Raw genomic sequence first — 14,809 nt, 5'->3', positions numbered from 1 at the left:
TCAGGCGTGGACGGTGGTACCGATCTTCTCACCATTGACGACCCGGGCGATGTTGCCACGGACGCCGAGGTCGAAGAAGACCATGGGCAGGCCGTTGTCGCGGGCCAGGCTGACGGCGGTCGCGTCGGCCACCTTCAGGTCCTGGGCGAGGAAGTCGGTGTAGCTGAGGTCGTCGTAGCGACGCGCGTCGGGGTTCGTGCGCGGGTCGGAGTCGTAGACGCCGTCGGTGCCGTTCTTGCTCATCAGCAGCACGTTCGCGCCGATCTCGAGGGCGCGCTGGGCGGCGACGGTGTCGGTGGAGAAGAACGGCATGCCGGAGCCGGCGCCGAACAGGACCACGCGGCCCTTCTCGAGGTGGCGCACGGCGCGCAGCGGGATGTACGGCTCGGCGACCTGGCCCATCGTGATGGCGGTCTGCACGCGCGTGGGGACGCCGGCCTGCTCGAGGAAGTCCTGCAGGGCCAGGCAGTTCATGACCGTGCCGAGCATCCCCATGTAGTCGGCGCGACGGCGGTCCATGCCCCGCTGCTGCAGCTGGGCCCCGCGGAAGAAGTTGCCGCCACCGGTCACGATCGCGACCTGCGTGCCGGCGGCCACGATCTCGGCGATCTCACCGGCGATGCCCGCGATGATGTCGGGGTCGACACCCACCGATCCCCCGCCGAACGCCTCTCCCGACAACTTGAGCAGGATGCGGTCGTACGCGGGCATGGGTTCTCCTTCGTCGGTGGCCGGGTGTGCGAAGTGGCGTGCACCGCGTCTCCGCGGCGCACGCCACTCTAGTGGATCGGCCCGAGGGCCGAGCCGGTCGTCGCTCAGGCGCCGGCCGACAGGCGCACGAAGCGCTTGACGGTCACGCCGTTCTCCTTGAGGAGCTGCCCCACGTTCTTCTTGTCGTCGGAGACGGACGCCTGCTCGAGCAGGGTCACCTCCTTGTAGAAGCCACCGAGACGACCCTCGACGATGCGGGGGATGATGTTCTCGGGCTTGCCCTCCTCCTTGGCGGTGAGCTCGGCCACGTGGCGCTCCTTCTCGATGACGTCGGCGGGGACGTCCTCGCGGGAGAGCCACTGCGGCTGCATGGCGGCGATCTGCATGCCGATGCCGCGCACGAACTCCTCGGTGCCGCCCTCGTACTCGACCATCACGCCGACCTGCGGGGGCAGGTCCTGGCTGCGGCGGTGGAGGTAGATCGCGACCGGGGCCTCGTAGTGGGCCACGGCGGCCAGCTCGAGCTTCTCGCCGATCTTGGCGGCCAGGGCCTGGACGGCCTCCTCGACGGTGCCCTCGCCGAGCTTGACGGCCTTGGCGGCCTCCAGGTCGGTGGCGCCCGCGGCGTCCACGGCGGCGACGATCTCGTTGGCCAGGGCGACGAACTCGTCGTTCTTGGCGACGAAGTCGGTCTCGGCGCCCAGCTGGACCAGCGTGGTGCCGGCGGCGGCCACGAGGCCGTTGGTGGCCTCACGGTCGGAGCGGCTCGACACCTTGGCGGCACCGGTCACGCGGAGGATCTCGGTGGCGGCCTCGAAGTCGCCGTTCGCCTCCGTCAGGGCCTTCTTGGCGTCCATCATCCCGGCGCCCGTGGCGTCGCGGAGCTTCTTCACGTCAGCGGCAGTGATTGCCATGTGCTGTCTCGCTTCCTTGGTTGGTTCGCTTGGGGGTCAGGTCACTCGTCGTCGGACGCCGACGCCGGGCTGGCCGGCGACTCGGGCGAGTCCGCGGACTCCGGGGAGTCGGCCGACTCGGGCGACTCGACGGACGCCGGGCCCTCGGCCGGGTCCTGGGCGTGGACGCTCTCGGGGGCCGCGTCGACCGGCACCTCGGGGTCGGCCAGGGCGGCGACGCCCTCGGCGGCTGTCTCGGTGTGGACGCGCGGGGCCTCCTCGGTGGCACCCAGGAGCTCGCGCTCCCACTCGGCCATCGGCTCGGCCTCGGCCGCACCGGTGGCCACACCGCCGGAGCTGCGGGCCAGCAGGCCCTCGGCCGCGGCGTCCGCGATGATGCGGGTCAGCAGCGCGACGGAACGGATCGCGTCGTCGTTGCCCGGGATGGCGTAGTCGACCTCGTCGGGGTCGCAGTTGGTGTCGAGGATGCCGACGATCGGGATGCGCAGCTTGCGCGCCTCGTCGATCGCGAGGTGCTCCTTCTTGGTGTCGACGACCCACAGCGCCTGCGGCAGCTTGTGCATGTCGCGGATGCCGCCGAGGGTCTTCTCGAGCTTCTCCTTCTTGCGCTCCTGCTGCAGGAGCTCCTTCTTGGTGAGGCCGGAGGCGGCGACGTTGGTGAAGTCGATCGCCTCGAGCTCCTTCATCTTCGCGGTGCGCTTGGAGATGGTGGCGTAGTTGGTGAGCATGCCGCCCAGCCAGCGCTGGTTCACGTAGGGCATGCCGACGCGGGTGGCCTGCTCGGCGATGGCCTCCTGGGCCTGCTTCTTGGTGCCGACGAACAGGATCTGGCCGCCGCGCGCGACGGTGTCGCGGACGAAGCCGTAGGCCTTGTCGATGTAGGTGAGGGACTGCTGCAGGTCGATGATGTAGATGCCGTTGCGCTCACCGAAGATGAAGCGCTTCATCTTGGGGTTCCAACGACGGGTCTGGTGCCCGAAGTGGACACCGCTCTCGAGCAGCTGACGCGTGGTCACGACGGCCATGGCCGTTCCTTTCTCGGCGGACGGGCCACGGCACGCTCACGCGCCCGGGCGAGACCGCCTGGTTCGGTTCGTGGGGCTGACGATCAGCCCCGCCTGGTGCAGCGCCGCTCCCCCACCCCGTCACCGGGGACCTGAAGGGGTTCGACGTGGCCTGCACGCGAAGTCGACCCGGATCTGCCGGGTCGCTGGGGCCATGCTACGGCCCCGTGCACCCGCCCGCCAAACCGGTTGACAGGCGCCGCCTAAACCTAAGGGGCATGACGAGGTCGGTGGCGTGGCTGGTGGTGCTCGGGGTCGTGCTGGCGGTGGCGGGGGCCCCGCCCGCGGGGGCGTCCGGCGGCGGGTGGCCGCTGCCCGGAGCGGTGGTGCGGGGCTTCGACCCGCCCGAGGTGCGCTGGGCGGCAGGGCACCGGGGCGTCGACCTGGCCGGCGAGCCGGGTGAGGTGGTGCGCGCCCCGGTCGCCGGGGTCGTGTCGTTCGCCGGCCAGGTCGGCGGCAAGCCGGTCGTGGTCGTCAGCCACGGGGCGGAGCGGACGACGCTGGAGCCCGTGCACGCGAACGTCGCGGTCGGGCAGGCGGTCGCCTCCGGCGACGAGGTCGGACGCCTCGCGGCCGGCCACGCGCCGTGCCCGGCCGCCGCCTGCCTGCACTGGGGCCTGCGGCGGGGCCAGGACTACCTCGACCCGTTGTCGCTGGTCGCCGCGTCCCTGCGGTTGCTGCCCGACAGCGCGGTGGCCGAGGTCGAGGAGCGGGCCGCCGGGCGCGAGCGAGCCGCGGCCGCACTGGGCACCGGCCCGGGTGGTCCGGGCGGGAGCGGCCCCCTGACCCGCCCGTCGGCCGGGCGGGTGACCAGCGTGTTCGGGATGCGGCTGCACCCGATCTTCAAGCAGTGGCGCATGCACAACGGCATCGACCTCTCCGCGCCGTGCGGCACCCCGCTGTACGCGGCCGCCGACGGGGTGGTGCGGCACATGGGGTTCGACGCCTCGGGCGGGTGGCGGCTGGTGCTGGCCCACGGGCCGGTGGACGGGGTCGGCCTCGAGACCGTGTACCTGCACGCGCAGGGCTACCGGGTCCGCACGGGCGAACGGGTGGCGCGCGGGCAGTTGGTGGGCACGATGGGCACGACCGGCTGGTCGACCGGCTGCCACCTGCACTTCGGCGTCAAGGCCGACGGGCGGCACGTCGACCCGCAGCGGTGGCTTGGGTGAGGCCGCGCCCCTCAGGCGTCGCGGCCAGCACGCCGCCCTCGCGCGGTGTGGTCCTCGTCTCGTGCGCCATCCGCGCAGCCTCTCACGCCCGGGGGTGCGCCTGGCGGAAGGCGTCCCGGAGTCTTTCATTGGTGACGTGGGTGTAGATCTGCGTCGTGCCCAGCGAGGCGTGCCCGAGGATCTCCTGCACCGAGCGCAGGTCGGCGCCGCCCTCGAGCAGGTGGGTGGCCATCGCGTGGCGCAGTCCGTGTGGGCCCAGGTCGGGGGCGTCCGGCACAGCGTCGAGCGCGGCGTGCACGACCCGGCGCACCACGCGGGGGTCGATGCGCGCCCCGCGCGAGCCCACGAACACGGCCGCCCCGGCGTCCGGCCCGGCGAGGAGGGACCGCACGCCGAGCCAGTCGGCCAGCGCCCGTCGTGCCGGGTCGCCGAGCGGGGTGGAGCGCTCCTTGTCGCCCTTGCCTCGCACGCGCAACAGCCCGCGGGCCTCGTCGATCCCGTCGCGGTCGAGCCCGCACAGCTCGGCGACGCGCAACCCCGAGGAGTACAGCACCTCGACCATGGCGAGGTCGCGCAGCGCGGTGGCGCGGGCGGCGGTGTCCTCGGCGGCCTCGACCCGGGCGGCGAGGTGGTCGAACACGGCGTCCACGACGCCCTGGTCGAGGGTGGGCGGCAGCGTGCGGGACGCCCGCGGTGCCTGCAGCGCGCTGCCCGGGTCGGTGGGGATGCGGCCCTCGGCGTGTGCCCAGGCGAGGAACACCCGCGCGGCGGTGGCCCGCCGGGCCATCGTGGTGCGCTCGGCCCCTCGGCGGTGCAGGTCGGCCAGCCAGGCCCGCAGGAGGCGGTGGTCGACCTGCCCCCAGGCCGAGACCCCCCGGGTCGCCACCCACGTGGCGAGGTCGAGCAGGTCGCCGGCGTAGGCACGCAGGGTGTGCGGGGACAGGTTGCGGCCCAGGCGCAGGTGCTCGCCCCAAGCGTCGAGGTCGGCGAGGAGGCCGGCGTCGGGCTGGGCGGGGTCCATGTCGGCCAGCGTGCCAGAATGGACGGGTTGCCCGACGACCAGCCACGCGAACGGAGAAGACATGGCGATCGAGGACCTCATGACCGGCGGCACCGTGCTGCCCATCACCCGGTGGGGCACCCCGGTGATGCACGAGGAGACGAAGCCGGTCACGTCCTTCGACGACGAGCTGCACCAGCTGGTGCGCGACATGTTCGCCACGATGCGCGCCGCCCGCGGCGTGGGGCTGGCCGCGACGCAGGTCGGCCTGGGCATCTCGCTGTTCGTGTACGAGTGCCCCGACGCCGACGAGCGCATCCACGTGGGAGCGATCTGCAACCCTGTCGTGACCACCCCGACGGGCAAGGACCGCTCGCTGGACAAGTCCGAGGAGGGCTGCCTCTCCTTCCCCGGCGGCTACCAGCCGCTGGCGCGTCCCGACACCGCCACCTGCACCGGTCTGGACCCGTGGGGCAACGAGGTCACCGTGACCGGCGACGGCACGCTGGCCCGCTGCCTGCAGCACGAGACCGACCACCTCAACGGCATCGTCTTCGGCGACCGGCTGTCCTCGCGCAGCTACCGCCACCTCGAGCAGCAGAAGAACGACTTGGCCCACCTCTACCCCGAGGATTGGCCGGTCACCCCCAAGAAGAAGTTCGCCGACGAGGACTGAGCCCGGCCGAACCGCGGCTCAGCGCAGCGCCCAGCACGCCACGGCCGTGGCGGCGGCGACGTTGAGCGAGTCGACCCCGTGGGCCATGGGGATCGAGACCACGGCGTCCGCCTGCTCGATCCAGCGGCGCGACAGCCCCTCCCCCTCGGTGCCGACCACGATCGCCAGCTTGTCGGGCACGCCCGCGGCCACGAGGTCGTCCAGGCCGACGGCGTCCGGGGTGAGCGCGAGCGCGACCACGGTGAAGCCGGCCGCCCGCAGCGACGGGATGGCGGTCGCCCAGTCGTCGACGCGGGCCCACGGCAGGGAGAACACCGTGCCCATGCTGACCTTGATCGAGCGCCGGTAGAGCGGGTCGGCCGCCCGCGGGGCGAGCAGGACGCCGTCCCAGCCGAGGCCGGCGGCGTTGCGGAGGATCGCCCCCACGTTGGTGTGGTCGACGATGTCCTCGGCCACGACGAGCCGGCGCAGGCCGAGCAGGTCGGCCATCGGCGTGGGCTCGGCGCGGTGCAGGGACGCCAGCGCGCCGCGGTGCACGTGGAACCCCGTGACGGCCTCGGCCAGGTCCTCGCTGACGACGTAGACCGGGGCGTCGGGGTGCAGGTCGATCAGGTCGGCCAGGCCGGGGATCCAGCGCTCGGCGAGCAGGAACGAGCGCGGGCGGTGCCCGGCCTCGATCGCCCGTCGGATGACCTTCTCGCCCTCCGCGATGAACAGGCCGCGCTCGGACTCGAGGCTCTTGCGGAGGGACGTGTCGCGCAGGGCGACGTAGTCGGACAGGCGCGGGTCGGCGGCGTCCGTGACCGGGACGCGGTTCACGCCCAGGTGACCTTGACGTGCTCGGCCCAGTCGTCCCACCAGGTGGGGTCGGACGCCTCGGCCTCCCGCCCGCGGTTCCACACGGACAGGTACAGCTCGCGGGCGGTCCCGGTGACCGTGACGTCGGCGGGCTCGTCGGGGGTGTCGCGCGTGGTCACCGCGCCGTCGTGGGTGAACCGGACCAGCCACGAGCGGTCGACGTCGGTCGCCTTGAACAGCACGGTCTGCGTGCGCGGGAGCGACGTCTGCGGGTTGCGGCGCACCACGAACCCGGTGAGCACCTCGTCGACACCGTCGGCCGCCAGCCACGGCTTGACCCAGACCTCGTCGGCTCGCGGGGCGCGGCCCAGCCGGGCGGCCATCGCGTCGACGGCGTGGATCGTGGTCTCGTGGACCTGGCGGCGCAGCCAGGCGTCGCGCGGGGGCGGGGCGTCGGGCAGGAAGAACTTCACGTCGAGGTCGGCCGGCGCGTTGGCCACGGCGTTGAGGAGTACGACCATGCCCTCGTCGAACCAGTCGAGCAGGTCGGGCGCGGCGTCGGCCTCGGCGAGCACGATCGCGTCGGGCGCGGGGCGCCCCGTCCGCGCGATGTAGGCGGCCGCCCACCGGTGGACCAGGCCCTGGTGGGCGACGAGGTCGTGCACGGTCCACCCGGGGCACGTCGGCACCGGCGCGGCCAGACCCGCCGTCCCCGCGTTGCTGCGCAACACCGCGCACGCGTCCCCGAGGGCCTCGCCCATCTCCCGGAAGTCCATCACCTCGACCATGGCCGAAACCTTAGCGGGGCCCGCACCGTGCTCGGTGCGGGCCCCGGGGGTGGGTGGGAGGGTCAGCGGGTGGGGGTGATGCCGCGTCGGCGGGCGAGGTGCTCCACGACCCCGACGGCCACGAGCGAGGACACGACGCCGAGGACGGCGCCGGTCACGGTGCCCTGGCTCTGCTCGGTGACCATGTTCGCCATCAGCGGGACGCCGAGGGCGGCCTGGCCGACGATGATCACCACGTTGTTGACCGTGTGGAGGGCCACCGCGGCCTCGAGGCCGCCGGTGCGCCAGGTCAGCCAGCAGGCGGCCACGGCCATGGCGGCCAGCGAGACGATGATCCACGGGTCGAAGCTGCCGTGGGCCAGGGCGAACAGGCCGGCCGACACGACGGTGGGGACGACGAGGGCGACGACGGGACGCGGGATCGCGACGCCGATGTTCTGCACGAGCCAGCCGCGGAAGAAGTACTCCTCGCCGGCGGCCTGGAGCGGGGTGGTGAGCAGGCAGACCGCGATGAGGGCGGCGGTGACGCCGAGGGACTCGACGTGGGTGAACAGCGGGACGGGCTCGAGGAACCAGGCGATGACGACGTAGAGCAGCCAGATGGGCGTGAGGACGGCGGTGACGATCCCGAACCAGCCGAACCGGAAGCGGCCGGTCACCGAGTGCGTGTAGCCGGCGGGCCGGCGGTGCGCGACCTTGTTGGCGATGAGCACCGACGGGATGAGCGCGGCCAAGGCGAGGTTCATGGCCAGCAGGGCGCCGACGCTCGTCCAGCCGGACAGGCCGACGCCGGTCACGAGCGCCTCGGGGTCGGGTGCGGCGCTGAGGCCGGCCACGACGACCAGGCCGAGCACGAGGCCCATGGCGATCGAGATGCCGAGGTAGACGGCGGCGAACACACCGAACGAGGCGAAGGGACGCCACCAGCGGCGGCCGGGCTCGCGGAAGACGTGCTGGTAGGGGGTGCCGGGGGCCGGCTCGAGCGGCACGGGGGCGGCGGGGACGGGGGCGGCGGGCGGGGCCCAGGAACCGGTGGGGGTGATCGTGTTCGTCATGTCCCCCACCTTGCTGAAGCCATCCGGTCGGGTGGAACCGGCGCGGGGCCACGGTGCCCGCTCCCCGGGTCGACCCCCGGCCAGACGGAGGTCGCACCGGTCGTAGCCACTAGGGTGGCCGCGTGGCACGCACGGCACGGATCAAGCTCGACCCCTTCCTGATGGCGATCATCGCCGCGGCGGTCGTGGCGTCCTTCCTGCCCACGACCGGGATCGGTGCGCAGGTGCTGTCGGTGGCCACCAAGGTGGCCATCTTCTGCCTGTTCTTCCTCTACGGCGCCCGACTACACCCCGAGGAGGCGCTGCGCGGCCTCAAGCACTGGAAGCTGCACCTGACGATCCTGGCGTTCACGTTCGTCGTGTTCCCCCTGATCGGCCTGGCGATCGGCCTGCTGCCCGGCTGGGCGCTGGCCCCCGCGCTGATCCCCGGCATGGTGTACGTGACGTTGTGCCCCTCGACCGTGCAGAGCTCGATCAACTTCACCTCGATCGCGCGCGGCAACGTGGCCGGAGCGATCGTCAGCGCGTCGGCCTCGAACCTCCTGGGCGTGTTCCTCACCCCGCTGCTCGCGATCGCGCTGATGAACACCACCGGCAACGCGAACGTCGGCCTGGGGTCGATCGTCGACCTCGTCGTGCAGATCCTGCTGCCGTTCATCCTCGGCCAGCTGTCCCGCCGCTGGACCGCCGACTTCGTCGCCCGGCACAAGAAGCTCAAGCTCTTCGACCAGGCGTCCATCGTGATGGTCGTGTACGCGGCGTTCTCCCAGGGCATCCGTGAGGGCATCTGGTCGATGGTCGGCTGGGTCGACATCGTCGCGCTCGTCGTGGTGTGCCTTGTCCTGCTGGCGTTCATGCTGTGGTTCACCTGGTTCACCGCCAGGCGCCTGGGCTTCAACCGCGCGGACGCCATCGCCATCCAGATGTGCGGCACCAAGAAGTCGCTGGCCACCGGCCTGCCGATGGCCACGGTGCTCTTCGCGGGGCAGCCGATCGGCCTGATCATGCTCCCGCTGATGGTGTTCCACCAGGCGCAGCTCATGGCGTGCTCCTGGCTGGCCGCCCGCTACGCGCGCGACCCCGAGCCGGACGCCGTGGCCCCGGCCTGACCCCGCGTCAGGACACCCGCCGCACGAGCGCGAACCCGTCCCAGCCCTTCTCCCCCACCGTCTGCGTGATCGAGACCTGGACGCGGTCGTCGCCCTGGAGCGCCGCCAGCGCGCGGACCACGCCCTGCACCTGCGGGTCGTCACCCGGGTCGAGGACCCTCCCGCCGCGGACGATGTTGTCGATGACGATCAGGGCCCCCGGGCGGGTGAGTTCGAGGGCCCGCTCCACGTAGGTGGGCAGGTTCTGCTTGTCGGCGTCGATGAACACCAGGTCGAAGGGCTCGACCCCGGCCGCCACCATCCGCCCGGACACCTCCGCGGCGGGGCCGCAGTGGATGTCGACCCAGGCCGAGACGCCGGCGTCCTCGAGGTGGCCCCGCGCGACCGCGGCGTTGGCGCGGTCGAGCTCGATCGAGACCACGCGTCCCGACGGGCCCACCGCGCGCGCGAGCCAGATCGTGGAGTAGCCGGCCAGCGTGCCGAACTCCAGCACCCGGCGCGCACCCGAGGCGAGGGCCAGGATGTGCAGCATCCGGCCCATCTGCCGCGACACCTGGATGCCCGGGCTGGAGACCTCGGTCGAGGTGCGCGCGGCGGCGAGCACGGCGTCCTCGCGGGCGAAGACGGCCAGCCGTTCGTCGACGGCGGCCCACTGCTCCGGCCCGGACGCCGTCACGGCTCAGTCCGCCTGGACGGGGGCCCAGGCGGGCCCGGTCTCGCCCAGCTTGTCGTCGAGCTTGGCGAAGATCGGCGTGGGCTTGGCCAGCTTCGTCCCGACCGCGATCGGCGTCGACGCCCAGCGGGCCCCCTCGGACGCGTAGTCGCCCATGAGCACCGGGTAGTCGGGCGCGCCCTCCTCGGAGACGGTGACGATCTCGGGCTGGGCCGCCCACACGCCCGTGCCGCCAAGCGCCTCGTACACCTTCTGAGCGGCGTGGGGCAGGAACGGCGTCAGCAGGGTGTTGCAGTCCTGCACGGCCTGCAGCGCCACGTGGAGGATGGTGTCCCGGCGGGCCGGGTCGTCCTTCTTCTTCCAGGGCTCCTCGTCGGAGAGGTACTTGTTCGCCAGCGACACGATGCGCATGGCCTCGGTGATCGCCTGCTTGAACTTGGCCCGGCCCAGCAGCTCGCCGATGGTGTCGTAGCCGGTGCGGCAGGCGTCCAGCAGGGCGCGGTCGGTGTCCATCAGCTCGCCGGCGGCGGGGATCGCACCCACGTTCTTGTGCGCCATCGACACCGAGCGGTTCACGAGGTTGCCCCACTCGTTGGCGAGCTCGTAGTTGGTGCGGCGGACGAACTCGTCCCAGGTGAAGTCGGTGTCCTGGTTCTCGGGGCCGGCCACCGCGATGTAGTAGCGCAGGGCGTCGGGGCCGAACTCGGCGAGGAAGTCGCGCACGTAGATCACCTTGTTGCGCGAGCTGGAGAACTTCGAGCCCGACATGGTCAGGAACTCCGAACTCACGATCTCGGTGGGCAGGTCGAGGGTGCCGAGGACCTCCGACGGGGTGCCTCCGAGTGAGCCGGCGCCGTTGGCGCCCAGCAGGATGCCGGGCCAGATGACCGTGTGGAAGGTGATGTTGTCCTTGCCCATGAAGTAGTACGACTCGGAGCCACCGTCGTGCCACCACTTCTTCCAGGCGTCGGGGTCGCCGGCGCGCTTGGCCCACTCCACCGAGGCGGACAGGTAACCGATGACCGCGTCGAACCACACGTAGATGCGCTTCATGGCGGCGTCGGACCAGCCCTCGAGCGGGATCGGGACACCCCAGTCGAGGTCGCGGGTGATCGCGCGGGGCTGTAGCTCCTTGGCGAACTGCTCGCTGAACCGGATGACGTTCGGACGCCAGTCGGTGCGGGTGGCGAGCCACTGCTGCAGCTGCTCGGCGAGGGCCGGCAGGTCGAGGAAGAAGTGCTCGGTCTCGACGAACTGGGGCACCTCCCCGTTGATCCGGCTGCGCGGGTTCTTCAGGTCGGTCGGGTCGAGCTGGCGGCCGCAGTTGTCGCACTGGTCGCCACGGGCCCCGTCGAAGCCGCAGTGCGGGCACTCGCCCTCGATGTAGCGGTCGGCCAGCGTGCGCCCGGTCGACGGGGAGATCGCGCCCTGCTGGGTCTTGGCGACCACGTAGCCGTTGCGGTGCAGCGAGGTGAACAGCTCCTGCACGACCGCGCGGTGGTTCAGCGTCGTCGTGCGGGTGTACAGGTCGTAGGACAGCCCCAGGCCCTGGAGGTCCTCGACGATGACCTGGTGGTACTTGTCGGCGGTCTGGCGCGCGGTCAGGCCCTCGGAGTCGGCCTTCACCTGGATCGCCGTGCCGTGCTCGTCGGTCCCCGACACCATGAGGACGTCGTTGCCCGCCATGCGCTGGTAGCGGGAGAACACGTCCGCGGGCACGGCGAAGCCGGACACGTGCCCGATGTGGCGCGGCCCGTTCGCGTACGGCCAGGCAGCGGCGGTGAGGATCCGAGAAGTCATGCGCGCGAGTCTATTGCACCCCGTCGGGCCCACCGCCCCACGTTACCTGTTCAATTGGTCGCTGCAACCACCACCTGAAGGTGAACTCCGGGTGAACTTCGGGCTACGCTTTCGTGATGTGACCCCTGAGTTGGTCCTGCTGGTGCTGGCCGTCGTGACGGCACTGGCCTTCGACTTCACCAATGGTTTCCATGACACGGCCAACGCGATGGCGACGTCCATCGCGACGAAGGCGCTGACACCCAAGTTCGCCGTGGGTCTGTGCGCCGTGCTGAACCTCATCGGCGCGTTCCTGTCGGTCGAGGTGGCCCTCACGGTCACCAACGCGGTCATCCGCATCCAGAACCCCGACGGGACGCCCCGCACCGAACTCCTCACCGACGGCGGCCGCCCGCTGTTGATGATCCTCCTGGCCGGCCTGATCGGCGCCATCGTGTGGAACCTCTTCACGTGGTTGCGCGGCCTGCCCTCCAGCTCGTCCCACGCCATGTTCGGCGGCCTCATCGGCGCCACGATCGCCGGCATGGGCGTCGACGGCGTCAAGTGGGTCGGCGAGGGCGCCAAGCTGGACGGCGTGGTCGGCAAGATCATCCTCCCCGGCCTTGCCTCCCCGCTCATCGCCGTGTTCGTAGCGATGGTCGGCACCTGGCTGGTGTTCCGCATCGCCCGCGGCGTCGCCGAGTCCGTCATGGACAAGGGCTTCCGCTGGGGCCAGGTCGGCACCGCCTCCCTCGTCTCCCTGGCGCACGGCGCCAACGACGCCCAGAAGACCATGGGTGTGATCACGCTCGCGCTGATCGCGTCCGGGCACTGGGTCGACACCCACGCCATCCCGCTGTGGGTGAAGGTCACCTGCGCGTCCGCCATCGCCCTGGGCACCTGGCTGGGCGGCTGGCGCATCATCCGCACCATGGGCAAGGGCCTGGTCGAGATCTCCTCGCCGCAGGGCATGGCCGCCGAGGCCTCCTCGGCCGCGGTCATCCTGTCCAGCTCGCAGCTCGGCTTCGCGCTCTCGACCACCCACGTGGCGACGGGCTCGATCCTGGGTTCGGGCCTCGGCCGCCGCGCGGAGGTCCGCTGGGGCATCGCCGGCCGCATGGGCCTGGCCTGGCTGATCACGCTGCCGTCCGCGGCCGTCGTGGGCGCCGTCATGTGGTGGATCGGCACCACCCTCGGCCCCTGGCTCGGCCCGGTCACGATCTTCGCGATCCTGTGCGGGCTGGCGCTGAGGATGTGGCTGCACTCCCGCATCAAGCCGATCGGGCACCACAACGTGAACGACGACTGGGAGGCCCCGGACACCCCGGCCGCCCTCCAGACCGAGGAGGTGGCCCGATGAGCCAGGCCATGGCGGCGCTCGACGCCGTGTGGAAGGTCCTCGCGATCGGCCTGCTGCTGGGCGCCGGCCTGCCGGCCCTGTTCTCCCTCGGCGTGCGCCAGCTCGCCGTCGCGACCGAGCCCGGCGCGAACGTGGCGCTGCACAAGGCCCTGGGGTGGGCCGCGTTCGTCGTGGTCGGCGCCGCGGTGACCCTCGGCATCGCCGGCATCGTGGCCCACGGCCTGGGCGTCAAGCTGTTCTTCTGATCAGAGGCCCTCGTACGCCGGGGCGATGACCTCGGCGACCAGCCGTTCCCGCTCCTCGTGGGGCAGGAAGGCCGCGCGCGCGGCGTCCGTGGCGAACCGCTCGAGGTCGGCCGGGCCGTACCCGAACGCCTCGACCAGCAGCTCGGTCTCGCGCGTGGAGGACGTGCGGCTCATCAGCCGGTTGTCGCAGTTGACCGTGACGACGAAGCCGAGGCGCTCGAGCAGCCCGAAGGGGTGTTCGGTCACGGTCCCGCAGATGCCCGTCTGCAGGTTGGAGCTCGGGCTCACCTCGAGCGGGATGCGTCGGTCCAGCACCCAGCGGGCCACCGGCCCCAGCCGGTAGCCGGACGCGTCGCGGGTGATGTCCTCGACCACCCGCACACCGTGCCCCAGCCGCAGCGCCCCCACGTGGAGCGCGCCCGCGATGGAGGCCACCCCGGCCGCCTCGCCCGCGTGCACCGTGAACGGGGTGAACGTCTGGCGCAGCCGGGCGAACGACGCCGCGTGCAGTTCGGCACCGAAGCCGTCCTCGGGCCCGGCGAGGTCGAAGCCGGCGACGAGGTGCTCCCCCGCGACCGCGAGCTCGACCACCTCCGGGTTGGGAGGCGTGTGCCGCAGCGACGTCACCAGCTGACGCGCCACGAAGGGCGTCCCAGCGGCCTCCGCCGCGGCCATGCCGTCGGCCAGGCCGGCGCCGACCGCGGCGACGGCGTCCGGGAGGGACAGGCCCCCGCGCGTGTGCTGCTCGGGCGCCCAGCGCGCCTCGCCGTACACGACGCCGTCGGCGGCCAGGTCCTCGACCCACTCGCGCGCCACGCGGCGCAGCTGGTCAGCGGTCTGCATGACCGCGATGGTGTGCTCGAAGGTCGTCAGGTACCGGACCAGCGAGCCGGAGTCAGCGGCGTCGAAGAACCAGTCCCCCAGCGCCCCGCCGGGGGCCGGGAGGGGGTGGCCCGCCTCGGCGGCCAGCTCGGCGACCGTGGCCGCCCGCAGCCCGCCGTCGAGGTGGTCGTGCAGGGCGACCTTCGGCAGCCTTCCGATTGCCCGGTCCACGGTGGTCACTTCCCCAGTGCCTCGGGCCCGAAGGCCTGCGGGAGCACCTCGGTCATCGACAGGACGCCCTCAGGCGTCTCGACCAGCAGGTCGGCCCCGCCGTGCTCCCAGAGCAGCTGGCGGCAACGGCCGCAGGGCATGATCACGTCGCCCTCACCGTTGCAGCACGTGAACGCGAGCAGGCGCCCTCCCCCGCCGCGCACGAGGTCGGAGACCAGGCCGCACTCGGCGCACAGCGTGACGCCGTACCCGGCGTTCTCGACGTTGCAGCCCGACACGACCCGGCCGTCGTCCACCAGCGCGGCCGCGCCCACCGGGTAGCCGGAGTAGGGCGCGTACGCCGTGGCACACGCCTCGCGGGCCGTGGCGCGCAGGACGGCCCAGTCGATGACGTCGCTCATGCGATCCGCTC

Annotated in this window: 16 protein-coding genes; 5 read left to right on the top strand and 11 right to left on the bottom strand. The window is 72.3% G+C overall.

What is annotated here, in order from left to right; genetic code table 11:
* The 3 genes from pyrH to rpsB form a co-directional block, all read right to left on the bottom strand.
* Window positions 1-711, bottom strand: coding sequence for a UMP kinase (pyrH, locus tag H5397_RS06360; RefSeq protein WP_182815761.1), 711 nt, complete (start codon window positions 709-711; stop codon window positions 1-3).
* 104 nt (window positions 712-815) lie between these two features.
* A complete protein-coding gene (gene tsf, locus H5397_RS06355) occupies window positions 816-1,625 on the bottom strand; it encodes a translation elongation factor Ts (protein WP_182815759.1) in 810 nt (269 codons plus the stop codon).
* A 41-nt stretch (window positions 1,626-1,666) separates the two neighbouring features.
* A complete protein-coding gene (gene rpsB / locus H5397_RS06350) occupies window positions 1,667-2,650 on the bottom strand; it encodes a 30S ribosomal protein S2 (RefSeq protein ID WP_182815757.1) in 984 nt (327 codons plus the stop codon).
* Window positions 2,651-2,907: 257 nt separating this feature from the next.
* Here rpsB and H5397_RS06345 point away from each other — a divergent pair, with 257 nt between their 5' ends.
* A complete protein-coding gene (locus tag H5397_RS06345; protein ID WP_182815755.1) occupies window positions 2,908-3,861 on the top strand; it encodes a peptidoglycan DD-metalloendopeptidase family protein in 954 nt (317 codons plus the stop codon).
* 82 nt (window positions 3,862-3,943) lie between these two features.
* On the opposite strand, the gene H5397_RS06340 is transcribed toward H5397_RS06345, so the two are convergent.
* Complete coding sequence (locus tag H5397_RS06340) at window positions 3,944-4,882, bottom strand: tyrosine recombinase XerC (RefSeq protein ID WP_182815950.1); 939 nt, start codon at window positions 4,880-4,882, stop codon at window positions 3,944-3,946.
* A gap of 61 nt (window positions 4,883-4,943) precedes the next feature.
* Between H5397_RS06340 and def the strand changes: the two genes are divergently transcribed.
* Window positions 4,944-5,537, top strand: a complete 594-nt coding sequence (gene def, locus H5397_RS06335) for a peptide deformylase (RefSeq protein WP_182815754.1) — start codon at window positions 4,944-4,946, stop codon at window positions 5,535-5,537.
* A gap of 18 nt (window positions 5,538-5,555) precedes the next feature.
* Here the strand turns inward: def and H5397_RS06330 are convergent, their stop codons facing one another.
* From H5397_RS06330 to H5397_RS06320, 3 genes are all read right to left on the bottom strand, one after another.
* Window positions 5,556-6,356, bottom strand: a complete 801-nt coding sequence (locus H5397_RS06330) for an RNA methyltransferase (protein WP_309224298.1) — start codon at window positions 6,354-6,356, stop codon at window positions 5,556-5,558.
* The gene (locus tag H5397_RS06325) at window positions 6,353-7,123 is read right to left on the bottom strand and encodes a maleylpyruvate isomerase family mycothiol-dependent enzyme (RefSeq protein WP_208090930.1); all 771 of its coding nucleotides are present in this window, start codon (window positions 7,121-7,123) and stop codon (window positions 6,353-6,355) included. The genes H5397_RS06330 and H5397_RS06325 overlap by 4 nt, the downstream gene beginning before the upstream one ends.
* Window positions 7,124-7,185: 62 nt before the next feature.
* Window positions 7,186-8,178 carry a CPBP family intramembrane glutamic endopeptidase gene (locus H5397_RS06320; RefSeq protein ID WP_182815752.1) on the bottom strand — a complete coding sequence of 331 codons (993 nt, stop codon included), beginning with the start codon at window positions 8,176-8,178 and terminating at the stop codon, window positions 7,186-7,188.
* Between the two features lie 161 nt (window positions 8,179-8,339).
* Here H5397_RS06320 and H5397_RS06315 point away from each other — a divergent pair, with 161 nt between their 5' ends.
* Window positions 8,340-9,287, top strand: coding sequence for a bile acid:sodium symporter family protein (locus tag H5397_RS06315; protein WP_182815945.1), 948 nt, complete (start codon window positions 8,340-8,342; stop codon window positions 9,285-9,287).
* A gap of 7 nt (window positions 9,288-9,294) precedes the next feature.
* Here H5397_RS06315 and H5397_RS06310 read toward each other — a convergent pair whose 3' ends face one another.
* Together H5397_RS06310 and metG are read right to left on the bottom strand one after the other, a co-directional pair.
* Window positions 9,295-9,963 (bottom strand): O-methyltransferase, encoded by a 669-nt coding sequence (locus H5397_RS06310; RefSeq protein ID WP_182815750.1) that lies wholly within the window; start codon window positions 9,961-9,963, stop codon window positions 9,295-9,297.
* A gap of 3 nt (window positions 9,964-9,966) precedes the next feature.
* Window positions 9,967-11,760, bottom strand: a complete 1,794-nt coding sequence (gene metG / locus H5397_RS06305) for a methionine--tRNA ligase (RefSeq protein ID WP_182815748.1) — start codon at window positions 11,758-11,760, stop codon at window positions 9,967-9,969.
* 118 nt (window positions 11,761-11,878) lie between these two features.
* Here metG and H5397_RS06300 point away from each other — a divergent pair, with 118 nt between their 5' ends.
* Window positions 11,879-13,099 (top strand): inorganic phosphate transporter, encoded by a 1,221-nt coding sequence (locus tag H5397_RS06300; protein WP_182815746.1) that lies wholly within the window; start codon window positions 11,879-11,881, stop codon window positions 13,097-13,099.
* Window positions 13,096-13,344 (top strand): hypothetical protein, encoded by a 249-nt coding sequence (locus tag H5397_RS06295; protein ID WP_182815744.1) that lies wholly within the window; start codon window positions 13,096-13,098, stop codon window positions 13,342-13,344. The genes H5397_RS06300 and H5397_RS06295 overlap by 4 nt, the downstream gene beginning before the upstream one ends.
* On the opposite strand, the gene H5397_RS06290 is transcribed toward H5397_RS06295, so the two are convergent.
* Entirely contained in the window at window positions 13,345-14,397 is a 1,053-nt protein-coding gene (locus H5397_RS06290; protein WP_375539418.1) for an adenosine deaminase, read from the bottom strand.
* Between the two features lie 5 nt (window positions 14,398-14,402).
* Window positions 14,403-14,798 (bottom strand): cytidine deaminase, encoded by a 396-nt coding sequence (locus tag H5397_RS06285; RefSeq protein ID WP_182815740.1) that lies wholly within the window; start codon window positions 14,796-14,798, stop codon window positions 14,403-14,405.
* Window positions 14,799-14,809: the final 11 nt, after the last annotated feature.

It is taken from the genome of Propioniciclava sp. MC1683 (genome assembly GCF_014164675.1).
Taxonomy (GTDB): Bacteria; Actinomycetota; Actinomycetes; order Propionibacteriales; family Propionibacteriaceae; genus Propioniciclava.
The sequence above is the reverse complement of the archived record's forward strand: the minus strand, read 5'-3'. Positions and strand labels throughout refer to the sequence as shown.